This window comes from Aromatoleum diolicum (genome assembly GCF_012910955.1).
Lineage (GTDB): Bacteria > Pseudomonadota > Gammaproteobacteria > Burkholderiales > Rhodocyclaceae > Aromatoleum > Aromatoleum diolicum.
In genome coordinates this window covers 42,461-57,278 of record NZ_WTVQ01000029.1, presented here as the reverse complement: position 1 = coordinate 57,278, position 14,818 = coordinate 42,461, and the positions used below count along the sequence as shown (strand labels likewise).

The window sequence follows — 14,818 nt, the reverse complement described above, 5'->3', positions numbered from 1 at the left end:
GACCGTGAAACAGGACCGCGCCGATGATAGTGCCCTTCGTGGGTGCGAAAGTAGGTCATCGTCAGACTACCTATGCCAAAAAAGCCGCTCTTCCTCTACAGGATCAGCGGCTTTTTTACGTCAACTCCACACAGACACCCTCCGCCAAAACGCAAAAGGCCTTGCAATCGGCGGCAAACAACGGGACGGCCGCCCCCTCCCGACAACAGCATCAACGCGCGAGAGGGGCAGGGGCAATATTGGGCCTGCGCCGACACTTCGCGCTGCTCCTTCAACATCACCTCCCATTCGCCGAACGGTTTACCATGCGCGAGCGACCTGCCCCGCAAGAAGCCGATGACTGTTGCCGAAGGGCAGAGGTCAGAGGAAAGGTCGGCTCGGGGGGTCTGTTACAATCAATCTTCTTTGAACTCCCATTGCAGCAACCTGGACCTCTGGGTTGTTCGTCTCCTTACGATGGCACTTTCGGAACAAGCGAAAACCTTGCTTGATATGGTTTATCGCGTAGGCGCGCCACGTTTCCATGAATTGACCGTAGCGCAAGCACGGCATTCGTTCAGCAAGTTGCAGTTTGCGTTCGGGGCCGCACCGCAGCCGGTGGCGTCGACGACCGAGGTACCTATGGCGCGCGACGATGGGGCGGCACTGCTGGCCCGCCTATATCGTCCTCTGGCGGCGGCTGCGGACGACGTGTTGCCCTTGGTAATTTATTTTCATGGCGGCGGATGGTGCGTCGGCAACGTCGGAACTCATGACTCGCTTTGCAGGCAACTCGCGAATGCCTCGGGATGTGCGGTGTTCTCCGTAGAGTATCGGCTTGCGCCTGAGCATCCATTTCCGGCGGCGATCGAGGATGGCTTGTTTGCGGCTGAATGGGCGTGGGAGAACGCCGCTCTGTTAGGGGTAGATCCGAATCGCATCGCGCTTGCGGGTGACAGTGCGGGGGGTAATCTTTCAATCGTCACGGCCCTGCTTGCGCGTGATCGTGGATCGGTGCCTATCTGCTACATGGTGTTGATTTATCCGAGTACGGAGATGCAGAGTGCTAGGACATCGCGGGAGTTGTTCGGGCAGGGATACTTTCTCGATCAAGAGAGTCTTGTATGGTTCGTCGAGCGATACCTTCCACAAGGGGACGTCGAGGATTGGCGGGCGTCGCCGATGCGAGCTGAGTCGCTCGCCGGTTTGCCTCCGGTGCTGCTAGTTACCGCAGAATGCGATCCGCTTACCGATGACAGTCTTGCGTTTGCGGAACGTGTACGTTTGGAGGGCGGCGCGGTGGAGCATCTTGGAGTAGAGGGGATGGTTCACGGCTTCATTACATTGGGCAAGCTTTTTCACGAGGCAGAGGAGGTCGTAGCGCAAATTTCACGGCGTTTGCAGGATGTCTTAAAGATTTATCAATCTGTTGAATCTAAAAGATAAAAAATTGCATTCTGTGCGGTATGAATAATGCCAAGCGAGTGTGTATAGAGAGGCTGTGACGTGTTTAACGACAGCTTCTCGCTGCAGGCGTTAGAGTCCGTCAAGGTCCTTGCTGCGATGACGCGTGGCTGTGCCGAGAACCGACGGTGACAGCATAGCGCGCTAATTGTCGCCGTGACATCGATCGGAAGCCGGATCTTGGGAACGGGGGACGAGTACCATGCTACGGGTGTTCAGCCAGTATTTCCCATCGCATACGTTGCAGCAGATCGTTTTCGATGCGTCGGTGCTCTTTGTCGCAGTCCTGTTGGCGGTTGCCTTTCAAGTGCACGGCACAACGGTGGATTGGCGCGTCATCGTTCCGTCCGCTTTGTTGTTTGCTGCTGTGATGATCGTACTCAATAGTGCGTTGGGTTTGTACCGGTCAACGTCGAGCGATGGCTCGGTGCGTAGCACCACGGCACGTGTGCTGGTCTCGATTTTGGTCAGCATCCCCTTGGCTTTCGGCGTGTTTTCGGTGTTGCCATGGAATTACTTTGCATCGGAGGCGATGCAGATATCCGTTGTGCTGTTGCTTGGCCTTGTACTCCTGATGCGGGGAGTGGTGAATCGGCATCGGGCGACGTCGGCGTTTGCTCCACGCGTCTTGATTATCGGTACCGGGCCTGAGGCTGCGGCGGTGGCGAGATCGCTCGGTAGCCCGGCGCAGGGCGGTATGGAGATTGTCGGGTTCTATCCCTCTGGAAACGAGGATTCGATTGATGTCGATCCCGCTCAGATTGTGTCCGGCGATCACGGGCTCCTCGAGGCTGTCAGGCAGCGGCGCGTCCATGACGTGATCGTGGCTGTAAAGGAGCGGCGCGGAGGGGTCCTTCCAATTCGCGAATTGCTTGACTGCAAACTCCGCGGCGTTTGCGTGATGGACTTGTCGTCGTTTTTTGAGCGCGCGAAGGGGCAGGTGCGGATCGACTCACTGAAGGCGAGTTGGCTGATCTATGGTGACGGGTTCCGGCAGGGGCTGGCACGCAGTGCCGTAAAGCGGTGTTTTGACCTGATCGCATCCGGTACGCTGTTGGTCGTAGCCTTGCCGGCTATGCTTCTGACCGCAGTACTGATCGTGCTTGAGGATGGCGCGCCAGTGTTTTATCGGCAGGAACGGGTTGGCCAGCGGGGTCGAGTATTTCGCGTAATCAAATTCCGAAGCATGCGGCGGGATGCCGAGAAGGATGGCAAGCCGCGTTGGGCATCATCCGGCGATGATCGGGTGACGCGTGTGGGGCGGGTGATCCGCAGATTGCGCATTGATGAGTTGCCACAGCTGTTCAATGTACTGTCCGGTGAGATGAGCCTTGTTGGTCCGCGGCCGGAACGGCCTTATTTTGTTGACCAGCTTGAGCGTGAGATACCCTTTTATGCGGTTCGCCATAGTGTGAAACCGGGAGTGACCGGCTGGGCACAGGTCCGTTACCAGTACGGGGCTTCGGTGGATGACGCAATCCAGAAACTCCAGTACGACCTTTATTACGTGAAGAATCACAATCTGGTACTCGACACGCTTGTACTTTTCGAGACCGTCCGTGTTGTTCTGACCGGAGAAGGGGCACACTGAGCAGATCTCCCGTGACGTATGACCGGGTGCAGCGTGCCGCGCCGCCGAATTCCAACGTGCCGGCCGCAGACGAAGGCTTGCCGTGGAGGGTGAATGGGGGCTGAGTTGTCAAACGCAGCGGGGTTGGGTTATGGCGTTGCTTCCGGTGCCTATGTGTTGTTTGGTGTTTACCTTTTGCACGGGTGGCGGGGCGGGGTAGCCGGCGGGGTCTTGCTAGTGGCGGTCGCGAGCAGCGCCTTGTGGGCGCTCGCGAGCACATTTGTCGTTGCGAATCCGGCTGCCTGGATCAGCCTGTTGGGCTGGGTGCTCGATATCCTGCGCCAGGTCTGCTGGCTCGGGTTTCTCCTCATTCTGCTACAGCCGCTTGGGGCGGCACGCCGGCGCTGGCCGGTGCTGGTGACGACCGGGGTGCTTCTCGCGGAACTCCTGGCGGTCGTTAATGCCGGCTTCGACTTTGCGCTCGGGGAGGTCGCGACCAAACTGCTGCTGGGAAGTTTTCTTGGCGGGGCCGTGCTGGGGCTGGTGTTGGTCGAGCAGCTGTTTCGCGGAATGCCGGGTGAGTCACGGTGGGGCTTGAAGCCACTGTGCCTGGCTCTATCAGCCGGGTATATTTTTGAGTTGTATCTATTTGCGGATGGTTTTCTGTTCGGCCGGCTGGACGCCGACGTCTGGGGCGTGCGAGGGGTGGCGCATGCGCTGACGATTCCGCTGATTGCGTTGTCGGCAGGCCGAAACCCTGCCTGGACACTGCATATCACGGTATCACGGGAGATGGTTTTCCACTCGACGGCCTTGGCATTGTCGGGTCTTTACCTGCTTGTGATTGCCGGGGCCGGCTATTACGTTCGCTACGTCGGTGGTGACTGGGGGCGCGCGCTCCAGCTTGCGTTGTTGTTCGCCGGTCTGCTGTTGCTCGGGGTTTTTTTATTCTCGGGGGCTCAGCGGGCCCGTCTGCGTGTGTTCCTCAACAAGCATCTGTTTCCATATCGCTACGATTACCGTAATGAGTGGTTGCGCTTTACCCAGGCTATGTCGGCTGCCGGTGGAACAATGGACCTCGGTCAGTCGGTCATCAAGGCATTATCCGACCTTGTCGAAAGTTCTGGCGGCGCGCTCTGGTTGAGGGACTCGGGTGGGCGCTATTCCATACACGCGCGTCTCAACCAGATCGCATCGGATGCAATCGAGGATGAAGGCAGCGCGTTCTGTCGATTTCTTGACGAACGCGAGTGGATCATCAACCTTGAGGAGTTTCGTGCTCGTCCCGGGCTCTACGAGGGTCTGACGCTGCCCGAGTGGCTGTCGTCGATGCCGGACGCCTGGCTGGTGTTGCCACTTAAGTCAGCGGGCGCTCTGGTTGGCTTCGCAGTGCTGAATGCACCACGAACGCCTTTCGAGGTTAACTGGGAGGTGCTGGATCTACTCAAGACGGCACAACGGCAGGCGGCGAGTTATCTCGCGCGGATGCAGGCTGCTGAGGCCTTGCTCGAATCGCGGAAGTTCGACTCCTTCAATCGCATGTCTGCGTTTGTGGTGCATGATCTGAAGAATCTTGTCGCGCAGCTATCGCTGATGCTGAAAAATGCCGAGCGACACAAGCATAACCCGGAGTTTCAGGAGGATATGCTCGCAACGGTCGCTCATGTGGAGTCACGTATGCGCGCGTTGATGGCCCAGTTGCAGGAGAAGCGTTCCATTGATCCTCCGCGGCGGGTGGAGGTGGGTGCGTTGATCGGGCGTGTGCAGGTGGCCAAGCGTCATCACCGCCCGCAAGTTGAAGTGGATATCTCGGATGAATTGCCAATCGAGGTTTTGGCGCATCCTGAACGGTTGGAGCGAGTGATTGGGCATCTCGTGCAGAATGCGCTCGACGCGACGCCGGAGGATGGTAGTGTAGTGACGCGGGTGGCCCGGGTTGACGGTGATGCAGTTCGTGTTCTGGTCGAGGACAATGGTTGCGGAATGACAAAGGAGTTTATCCGTGAACGTCTTTCCAAGCCATTTCAGACAAGCAAGGCGGGTGGCATGGGGCTCGGCGTATTTGAGGCCCAGCAGTATATTCACGAACTCGGTGGTCGCCTCTTGTTTGATAGTGAACCTGGGCGGGGAACACGGGTAACTGTCACGCTTCCGGCGGCGGTTCGCGGGGGCGGCAGTTGATCGCAATCTTGCGATGATGACGAAGGGATCATGAACGACAAGCGACGAACTCTCCTGATAGTCGAGGACGATCCCGCACTGCAGAAGCAGATGCGTTGGGCGTTCGATGCGTTCGAGACGATCGTTGCCGACGACAGGGAGAGTGCCATCGCCCAGTTGCGGCGGCACGAACCCGCAGTGGTGACGATGGACCTGGGGCTGCCACCGACACCGGATGATGTGGTTGAGGGCTTTCGGTTGTTAGGCGAGATGCTGGCGTTGGCGCCGGATACCAAGGTGATTGTGTTGACTGGCCAGCATGACCGCGAGAATGCAGTAAAGGCGGTGGCGATGGGGGCATACGATTTTTTCGGCAAACCCTTTGAGCCTGAATTGTTGGCGCTGACGATCGATCGCGCCTTTCGGTTGCACGATCTTCAGGCGGAAAACATGCGCCTTAAAGCGCAGCAGGGGAGCGCGCTCTCGGGCATCCTGACCCGAGACCCGTCAATGCTAAAGATATGCCGTACGGTTGAAAAACTTGCTTCGGCTAATGTGACTGTAGCGTTATTGGGTGAGAGTGGCACTGGCAAGGAGATACTGGCACGTGGTCTGCATGCGCTGTCGCCTCGTGTGCGCGAACGGTTCATGGCGATCAATTGCGCCGCCATTCCAGAGAATCTTCTGGAAAGCGAACTTTTCGGCTACGAAAAAGGCGCTTTTACCGGGGCGGCCAAACAGACCTTGGGGAAAATCGAAGCAGCGCATAAGGGTACGTTCTTTCTCGATGAAATCGGCGATCTGCCAATGGCGCTTCAGGCGAAGCTGTTGCGCTTTCTGCAGGAGCGGGTAATTGAGCGTATTGGCGGGCGCACCGAAATTCCCGTGGACGTGCGTGTGGTCTGCGCAACCCATCGCGATCTCAAGGCGCAGATCAGTGCCGGCCTGTTTCGCGAAGATCTCTATTACCGGCTCGCCGAGATCGTGATTGACATCCCGCCGTTACGTGACCGGGAAGGGGATGCGACCCTCCTCGCGCATGCCTTCATCCAGCGCTTTGCCAAGGAAAGCGGAAGAGGCGGCATGCATTTGGGCGATGATGCGTTGGCGGCCATCGAATCGCACCGATGGCCAGGTAATGTCCGCGAACTGGAAAACTGTCTCAAGCGTGCAGTCATCATGGCCGATTCAACGCGTATCACCGCGGAGGATCTTGGACTCGACCCCGTGGAGGCGGACCTTGAGCACCTTAATCTGCGTCATGTGCGTGACGAGGCGGAGCGTCGCGCGGTGGTACGTGTGCTTGCTCGCACGAACGGAAACATCGCGCGGGCAGCCGATATTCTTGGTATCAGCAGGCCATCACTGTACGACCTGATGAATCGCTTTGGTTTGAAGAAGGAGAATTGACCGTGTCTCGTGCGATGGTTTTTCCTGCATCTGGTCGACGACTCGTGCTGGGGGCGCTGTGTGTTGCGCTGCTGGCGGGGTGCGGCGACAGTCCTGAAGCGATGGTCGAATCGGCTCGGCAATACCTGGCGAAAAATGATCTGAACGCAGCAAGCATTCAGCTGAAGAACGCGTTACAGGAAAACGGCAAACTGGCCGAGGCGCGTTTTCTGCTGGGCACGGTTAACTTGCAACAGGGGAATCTGACCGGCGCAGTCAAGGAGTTGCGCCGCGCGGGGGAGTTGGGTTTTCCTGCGGCTCAGGTCAGTCCGCCGCTGGCTCGTGCAATGGTGCAGCTAGGGGAGTTCGATCAGGTTCTGAAGGAGTTCGAAGGTACGAGCCTTGAGGATCCGACTGCCCAGGCGCTGGTGTTGGGGGCGGTAGGGGATGCCCATCTGGGGCGGAAAAATACCGCAAACGCCAAAGCTGCCTTCGAAGCGGCGCTGAGCGCAAATCCGATGGATGCTTCGTCCAAAATCGGCTTGGGACGGACACAACTCATTGCTGCTGACCTCGATGGGGCAATGGCGGCGGCTGATGCGGTGTTGGCAGCGCGTCCGGGGGGGCGTGATGAGGCCGAAGCACATGTCTTGCGTGCGGACGTGCTGTTGGCCCGCAAGCAGGTCGGCGAGGCCATCGATGCATTAGGGGCTGCGGTGAAAGCTCGCCCCAGCGCGATCAATTATCACTTCGTGCTGATTTCGTTGTTGCTTCAGAAGGGGGACTTCGAGGCGGTGGGCCCGCGCCTCGAGGCGATGCGGAAAGTGGCCCCCGCTCATCCGCTTACGCGGTATCTGCAGGCCATGGTCGAATTCCGCGATGGGAAATTGTCGGTGGCGCGTGAGCACATTTCTGAGACTGTCCGGTTGACACCGGACTTCCTGCCTGGCCGCGTGCTGGCTGGAATGATCCATGCGCGTCTCAATGAGCATGTACTTGCCCAGGAGCATTTGGCCGCGGTCGTTGGGCGGGCACCGGGCCAGACGGTAGCACGCCGGGCCCTGGCGCAATCGCAACTGGCTTCAGGAGAGCCGTTGTCGGCGTTGGAGACATTGGATCCCCTGCTCGAGGCCGACGCGCCCGACGTGGAAACGCTGAAACTCGCTGGGCAGATCTACGCCGCAAACGGCGATATCGAAAAGGCATCAGAAAATTTTTCAAGAGTCGCGGCAGCAAGGCCGGATGACGCGGTAGCGCGGATGCAACTCGGCATTTCGCGGTTGTTCGCAGGCGATTCTGTCGACGCAATGAGCGACCTTGAGGCGGCGTCACAATTTTCGACAAGTGTCGGGGAGGCCGATGTAGCCCTTATTCTGGTGCATTTGCGACGTGGGGAGCTGGACAAGGCACTTGCCGCACAGCGTAGGCTCGAGAGTAAACAGCCGGATAGTCCGCAGACGTATACGCTCAAGGGCGGGATCCTTGCAGCGAAAAAGGATTTGACCGGTGCGCGTGCGGCGCTGGAGAAGGCGCTCGCGCTGAAGGCCGATCATCTGCCTGCTGCCCTCAGTCTCTCGCGGATGGATCTGATGGAGAAGCGTCCGCAGGATGCGGTAAAACGTTTCGAGGCAATCATCGCGGCGAATCCGAAAAGGATTCAAGCTTACTTGCTCCTGGCAGATCTGCTTGTAAGCACCGGGGCCAAGCCCGAAGCGGTCCGTGAGGTGCTTGAGCGTGCGACCCGTTCGGATCCGGCCGCCGTCGCGCCCAAGCTGGCACTTGTGCACCATGACTTGGAGCAGCGTGATACGAAGAAGGCACTGGCAATGGTGCAGGAGGTGGCCGCAGCACACCCCAATGATCCCAGGGTGCTCCGCATGCTTGGACGTTCGCAGTTTGCTGCGGGTGATCAGCAGCAGGCAATCGCGGCGTTCAGCAAGCAGGTGGGTTTGCTTCCTCAGGCCGTGTCACCCCTGATCGAGCTGGCTGACGCACAGCGTCTGACAAAGGATCGTGTGGGAGCGGAACAATCCCTGAAGCGCGCACTGAGTCTCAAGCCTGATTTCGTCGACGCGCAGCGGAGATTGGTATTGCTGTACCTCGAAGACAAACGGACCAACGACGCGCTCGAAATCGCTCGTACGGTTCAGAAGCAACGTCCGAAAATGTCCACCGGTTGGGCGCTGGAAGGTGATATCCATATTCTTACGAAAAACTGGGCGCTGGCATTGCCGGCTTTTCGCAAGGCGCTCGACCTTGAAAAAACGTCGGAAGTTGCGATCAAGCTGTATGCGACGCAGATGCACAGCGGTAAGAGCGCCGATGCGGTGAAGACAGTGAGCGACTGGCTCCGCGCAAACCCTAATGACATCAAAATGCGAGCTTTTCTCGCGGACCGGGCGCTTACTGAACGTCGTCTGGATGATGCTGAAAAGCTCTACCGCAAGATGAATGAAATCAAGCCCGATGCTCCGCTGGTCATCAACAATCTCGCGTGGATCGCCGGCCAGCGAAAGGATCCGCAAGCGCTTGCGCTGGCGGAACGGGCATTGCGCCTTTCGCCGGACAATCCAGCCGTGCTGGACACGCTGGGGATGCTGCAGGTGGAGTTTGGGCAGGCCGAGAAAGGCGTGGAGAACCTGCGTCGAGCGGTATCGCTGGCTCCGACCGGCTGGGCAATGCGGGTCAATCTGGCCAAGACGTACGTAAGGCTTGGTCGCAAGGATGAAGCGCGCCAGGAAGTTACCACGCTGTTGGAAAAATTGCCGGCAGACAGTCCCCATCGCACGGAGTTGGGCGCGCTGAAGGACAAGCTCTGAGTGGGCCCATCAGCGCGTAAGAGCAGTTAATTTTTTATGGAAGTCGACACATGACCACACTTGCTGTCATTGGCCTGGGGTATGTGGGCCTGCCGCTTGCCGTGGAATTTGGCAAGAAATTCCGGACCCTGGGGTTCGATCTGTCGGCCGAGAAGGTGTCGGCTTATCGCGAAGGCTTCGACCCGACAGGAGAGGTCTCGTCCGAGGATTTGCGTGCTGCGACGCGATTGTCCTGTCATTCCGATCCGGAGGTGCTCGCGGAGGCGGATTTCATCGTCGTCGCCGTGCCGACACCGGTTGATCACGCTCACCAGCCCGACTTTACGCCGTTGATCGGGGCATCGCGGACAGTTGGACGCAATTTGAAGCGTGGTGCGGTCGTGGTTTTCGAATCGACGGTGTATCCGGGGGCGACCGAAGAGGTTTGCGTCCCGATCATCGAACGTGAGTCCGGGATGAAATGGAAGCAGGACTTTTTCGTCGGTTATTCCCCCGAGCGGATCAACCCGGGTGATAAGGAGCGCACCGTCACGAAGATCGTCAAAGTTGTTTCCGGTGACACCCCGCAGACGCTGGAGAAAGTCAAGGACATCTACGGTTCGATTATCACCGCCGGCATCTATCCTGCAAGTTCAATCAAGGTGGCCGAGGCGGCGAAAGTGATAGAGAACACCCAGCGCGACCTGAACATCGCGCTGATGAACGAACTGGCGGTGATCTTTCACAAGATCGGCATTGATACCCTCGAAGTGTTGCAGGCAGCCGGAACGAAGTGGAACTTCCTGCCGTTCCGGCCGGGTCTGGTCGGCGGGCACTGCATCGGTGTCGATCCGTACTACCTGACGCACAAGGCCGAGATGCTTGGGTATCACTCCGACGTGATCCTTGCGGGGCGTCGGATCAATGACGGTATGGGCAAATATGTAGCCGAGCAGACCGTCAAGCAGATGATTCAGGCGGGCCATTCGATCCGCGGCTGTGACGTGATAGTGCTAGGGCTGACCTTCAAGGAAAACTGCCCCGATCTGCGCAACAGCAAGGTCATTGACGTGATCCGGGAGCTGGAGAGTTTTGGCTGCCGGGTACATGTTCATGATCCCGTCGCGGCGTCGGCGGAGGCTAGGCACGAATATGGCGTCAGCCTGACGGAATGGGACGCACTGCCGCGTGCTGCAGCCGTGGTTGCCGCGGTGTCGCACCGCGCCTACCTCGAAATGCCGCTCGAAGGAATGACTGACAAGCTTCTGCCTGCCGGGATTTTCGTGGATGTTAAGTCCACCTATGACCATCACTCGTTAGCGGCAGCAGGCGTAACTGTTTGGCGGCTTTAGCCGGATCTGCTAGAACGCAGGTAAGGGCGCAGACGCAGGTCGGGCCGGGAGGGGCAAGGATGAAGCAGCGATGCAGGGCCAACCGACGATTTCGCTTGCTTGCGCCGTGGCTGCTGGCAGCGGGCGTTGCGGTATCCACTGCCGCGATCGCGAAAAGGGACGGACCCGAGTCCTTCCCAGATCGGGCGGTTGCCGGGCGCGCACGCTATCTTCTTGAACAAGCTGTCGCCCACGAACATGGCGAAGGTGTTGGGCGTGATCCCGTTAAGGCCGCTGCGCTGTATTGCGAGGCGGCGCGGTTGGGTGATGCCGAAGCAATGCATTCGTTGGGCTGGATGTATGCGAACGGACGTGGTCTGCCGCGCAGTGATGCATATGCCGGTACGCTGTTCGCGATGGCCGCGTTTCTGGGACACGCACAGGCCGAGCGGATGCGACGTTTTACCGGCGATTACGTGGGCGACGTGCCAGACTGTCTGCAGCCACCGTCCGAACAGCAACTCGAGGCGGGCTGGAGCGCAGAAAGCCATATTCAGGCACTGGCGGCTCCGCGCCAGAGCATTGCCCGCACGGTCGTTAAGCTGGCGCGCGATTACGCCATCAGCCCGCGCCTTGCGCTCGCGATTGCCCTGACCGAATCAGGCCTCAATCCGGTCGCGGTGTCGCCGAAAAATGCGATGGGGGTGATGCAGCTGATTCCGGCGACGGCGGCGCGCTTTAATGTTCGCAATCCGTTCGACCCGGTTGATAACATCAAGGGCGGTCTGGCATATTTGCGGTGGCTGTTGGCTTATTTTCGCGGTGACATCGCGCTAGCGGCGGCAGGTTACAACGCCGGTGAAGGAGCCGTGGATCGCTACCGTGGGGTGCCGCCATACCCGGAAACAAAAGCCTATGTGGCACGGATCCTGGCATTCGTCAAGCGTCGTCAGCATCCTTACGACAGCAGTATTACGGAACCCAGCACCGTGTTGCCCGGACTCGAACTCGTCAGTCAGCGAGAGGTGGATTCTTGAGGCGAGCTTCAGTCTGCTGTCGGCGTTGCAATCGCTGGATCCCGTTGCTTACTCTGGCATGGCTGTGCGCACCGTGGCCCGGCACCGCATCCGCTGACCTTGTCGCTACCGTGCCACGCATCAAGCCGTCGATCGTGGCAGTGGGTACGTACCAGCGCACACGAACCCCTCCCTTTCGATTTCTTGGGACTGGTTTCGTGGTTGGAAATGGCCTCCTCGTCGCGACCAACGCGCATGTTATTCCAGCGTTGTCTCCGGCGGAGCAGTTCGAATCGCTGGTGATCGCCTTACCCGGTGAGGTGCAGAGCATGGTGCGCAAGGTCACCAAGACGTCGGTCGACAAGAACAGCGACTTGGCCGTGCTGAGCCTGGAGGGAGCGCCATTGCCCGCTTTGCCGCTGGCGGATAGCGAGTTGGTGAGTGAAGGGCAGAGCATCGCGTTTACCGGGTTTCCGATCGGCAGCGTGCTGGGTTTGTCGCCTGTGACCCACCGTGGCATTGTTGCCGCGATAACGCCAATCGGCATTCCACAGGCCAATTCCGGGGCGCTTAATCCCGCATTGATCCGGCGCCTCGCCAGTGATGCGTTCCGCGTCTATCAGCTTGACGCGACAGCATATCCGGGGAATAGCGGCAGCCCGATGTTCGACACTGAAACGGGTCAGATTCTCGGGATAGTGAATATGGTGTTCGTCAAGAACACCAAGGAAAGTGCCCTCAGTGATCCATCCGGCATTACGTACGCCATTCCGGTGGCGCACCTCAAGGCCTTGCTCAAGGGGCTGCAATAACCGGTAGCGTGGTCTCCTCGGCGAGAATCGAACTCACATCTAGCGCTTAGGAGGCGCTCGTTCTATCCATTGAACTACGAGGAGAGGCGCGCAATTCTAGCCGTTCGGGCGCTCAGGACCAAGCGCGCCGCATTATTCGGCTGCATTTATCACGTGTTGATTGCACCATTGCTTCTGACTTCCTCACGCGCGGGGCCGGATTGCGGAGGATCGTCGGATTTGTTGCTGCTCGGTGGCAGCAGGAAATCCTGCGGGCGAGACAGGAAGCGCAGTAGGGTCATCCCGATCAGGGTGCGCCCCTGCGCAAAAGTGATGCGGCGGGCGCGCATCGCGACGTATAGCGTCAGGGAGAAGCTTACGGCGAGGTTGGTCAGCCCGATCAATGCGATGCCGGATGCCGCCAGCACCACCATTCGCCAGCCGAGCTCGAAATCCAGCCCGACCGTGGCGTAACCGACGTAGGCGGATGAAAATGCGATGTGGCGGATATCCAGTGGCAGGCCGAAGAGCACGCCCAGCGCGGTAACGCCACCAAGCAGAAAACCGAAAAAGAAATTTCCCGCCAGCGCACCAAGGTTGTTCTCGACGTAGCGGGCGATACGCTGCATGCGGGCCTCGCCGAACACCCGACGCGCCCAGCTTAGTTGCAGCAGGCGCTGCGGAATGCGTCCGTAGGCGGACAAGTTGTCGTAGTAGCCGGCAATCAGACCCGACAGAAACAGGCACACGCCGGCAATTGCGGCAAAAAACAGGGCGCCGCCAGTGGGGTCGATCTCGTCGAGCAGCAGCTTGGCTTTGTCCGGGCTGACGAATTGATTTCCGCTGCTTGCCGCGATGCATAGTGCGACGACCATTGCCAGCGGCACCGCGACGCCGACGTTGCCGATGATCGCTGCCAACTGGCTGCGCACGGTGCGCGCGATGAGTTCGACCAGATTTTCCAGTTCTCGGCCCTTGCCACGCGTCTCGCCAATCGAGGCGGCGATGGCGTTGGCGGTCATCGCCGGTTGCTTTGTGGCGACGGTGCCGCCCAAAACGTGGATCAGAACGAAGCCGATGCCATAGTTCAGACAAAAAGTGAGAGCGGCGGTAAGGGGGGCGAAATCCTGTCGGCCCAGGACGAGCTTGAATCCCGCCATCATTGCGATGATAACGCCGCCGAGTGCGGCTGACCTAAGGATTCCGAAATACTCGCTACGTGTCGAGGTGATGTAGCGCTCGCCTGTCTTGCTGGCGCTTTCGGTCATGCGCAGCGACAGCAATTCGACATTCTTGCCGACGTAGTCGGAAAGGCGGTTCTTGCGGCATTCGGAGCGTACCAGCTCTTTGAACAGGAGCACGATCTGCGGCGCAACATCCGCCAGCATGCGGCGCCGGCGCAATCCGTCGAGTAAGGAGAGAAGTCGCGTAATGCGTCGCAGATGCTGGCGCAGGCGCTCGAGCTTGAACGTCAGCGTTAGACTGGTGCCGAGCTTGGTCGCGCGGCGGCGCACGCGCTGCACAACCTCCTCGCACTGGTCGAGCATGACCTTGAGGTGTTTTTCGTCCTCGACAAGCTCGGTCGGGCTGGCCCACCAATTCTTGTAATGGTCGATGTAGGCAAGCAGCTCGGCATTCTGGGCGAGAAAAGCGGATTCGTGCTCCTCCAGGTCCGGGTCGATGCGGATGAACTCCGGGTCCAGACCGATTGCGGAGACGTGATAGGACAGAACGCGCAGGGCTTCAAGGATTTCCGCCATGCCTTGCGGCAAGGTACGGATGTCGGTCTCCGCGGCCGGTATTTCGTCGGCGAGCAATGTATGGAGGACGGCTTGCCAAAGTTCGTCCGGGATGGCGTTGACCCACTCTTCGTCGTCGCGGCGCGGAAACAATACTGCCAGGACGTCCTTCATGTACGCGGTGTCGATCACGTCGGGCAACAGCCGTCCCGCGATGCGCCGCGCGATTTCGGAAAAGAAGCCCGTGGACGGCAGCAGGCCGGACGACGCATAGAGCGAGACCTGCTTGCGTTCGCGAAACAGCCGCCCGAACGCACTGTTAAGCTGTGCTCGTAGCTCGGGTCGATGCGCCAGGGTGTCCGAAAGCTGGCGCAAGTTGCCAATCGCGCGTTCGGTATCGGATGCACGCAGCGGGCGCAGATGATCGATCAGGCGTACCCACAGCGTCAGTTCGTCGTGATTCGCGTCGCCAAAGTTTTCCAGCAGTTGTTCCATGTGGTCTCGCGATGGGGAAGATTTTGACCAATGTTGCGATGCGCAATTCGTGATCATGCCCGCCATCTTAGCAGGCCGGTAAAATG

The 14,818-nt window shown here is 59.2% G+C and carries 9 protein-coding genes and 1 tRNA gene; 8 read left to right on the top strand and 2 right to left on the bottom strand.

Annotated features, from left to right (window positions below; translation table 11 throughout):
• The first annotated feature begins 456 nt into the window (after window positions 1-456).
• The 8 genes from GPA25_RS16260 to GPA25_RS16225 all read left to right on the top strand — a co-directional run bounded on the left by GPA25_RS16260 (window position 457) and on the right by GPA25_RS16225 (window position 12,519).
• Window positions 457-1,425: an alpha/beta hydrolase gene (locus tag GPA25_RS16260; RefSeq protein ID WP_169261453.1), complete on the top strand. Its 969-nt coding sequence runs from the start codon at window positions 457-459 to the stop codon at window positions 1,423-1,425.
• 220 nt (window positions 1,426-1,645) lie between these two features.
• Complete coding sequence (locus GPA25_RS16255) at window positions 1,646-3,034, top strand: TIGR03013 family XrtA/PEP-CTERM system glycosyltransferase (protein WP_169261448.1); 1,389 nt, start codon at window positions 1,646-1,648, stop codon at window positions 3,032-3,034.
• 93 nt (window positions 3,035-3,127) lie between these two features.
• Window positions 3,128-5,194 (top strand): XrtA/PEP-CTERM system histidine kinase PrsK, encoded by a 2,067-nt coding sequence (gene prsK, locus GPA25_RS16250; protein ID WP_169261447.1) that lies wholly within the window; start codon window positions 3,128-3,130, stop codon window positions 5,192-5,194.
• Between the two features lie 30 nt (window positions 5,195-5,224).
• Window positions 5,225-6,583: a PEP-CTERM-box response regulator transcription factor gene (gene prsR, locus GPA25_RS16245; RefSeq protein WP_169261446.1), complete on the top strand. Its 1,359-nt coding sequence runs from the start codon at window positions 5,225-5,227 to the stop codon at window positions 6,581-6,583.
• A gap of 2 nt (window positions 6,584-6,585) precedes the next feature.
• Complete coding sequence (gene prsT, locus GPA25_RS16240) at window positions 6,586-9,381, top strand: XrtA/PEP-CTERM system TPR-repeat protein PrsT (protein WP_169261445.1); 2,796 nt, start codon at window positions 6,586-6,588, stop codon at window positions 9,379-9,381.
• Window positions 9,382-9,431: 50 nt separating this feature from the next.
• A complete protein-coding gene (locus tag GPA25_RS16235) occupies window positions 9,432-10,712 on the top strand; it encodes a nucleotide sugar dehydrogenase (protein ID WP_169261444.1) in 1,281 nt (426 codons plus the stop codon).
• A gap of 59 nt (window positions 10,713-10,771) precedes the next feature.
• Window positions 10,772-11,728 carry a transglycosylase SLT domain-containing protein gene (locus tag GPA25_RS16230; protein ID WP_169261443.1) on the top strand — a complete coding sequence of 319 codons (957 nt, stop codon included), beginning with the start codon at window positions 10,772-10,774 and terminating at the stop codon, window positions 11,726-11,728.
• A 38-nt stretch (window positions 11,729-11,766) separates the two neighbouring features.
• Complete coding sequence (locus GPA25_RS16225) at window positions 11,767-12,519, top strand: trypsin-like peptidase domain-containing protein (RefSeq protein ID WP_169261452.1); 753 nt, start codon at window positions 11,767-11,769, stop codon at window positions 12,517-12,519.
• A 9-nt stretch (window positions 12,520-12,528) separates the two neighbouring features.
• Here the strand turns inward: GPA25_RS16225 and GPA25_RS16220 are convergent.
• Both GPA25_RS16220 and GPA25_RS16215 read right to left on the bottom strand, forming a co-directional pair.
• A tRNA-Arg gene (locus GPA25_RS16220) sits at window positions 12,529-12,603 on the bottom strand.
• A 65-nt stretch (window positions 12,604-12,668) separates the two neighbouring features.
• The gene (locus GPA25_RS16215) at window positions 12,669-14,732 is read right to left on the bottom strand and encodes a site-specific recombinase (RefSeq protein ID WP_169261442.1); all 2,064 of its coding nucleotides are present in this window, start codon (window positions 14,730-14,732) and stop codon (window positions 12,669-12,671) included.
• Window positions 14,733-14,818 lie beyond the last annotated feature (86 nt).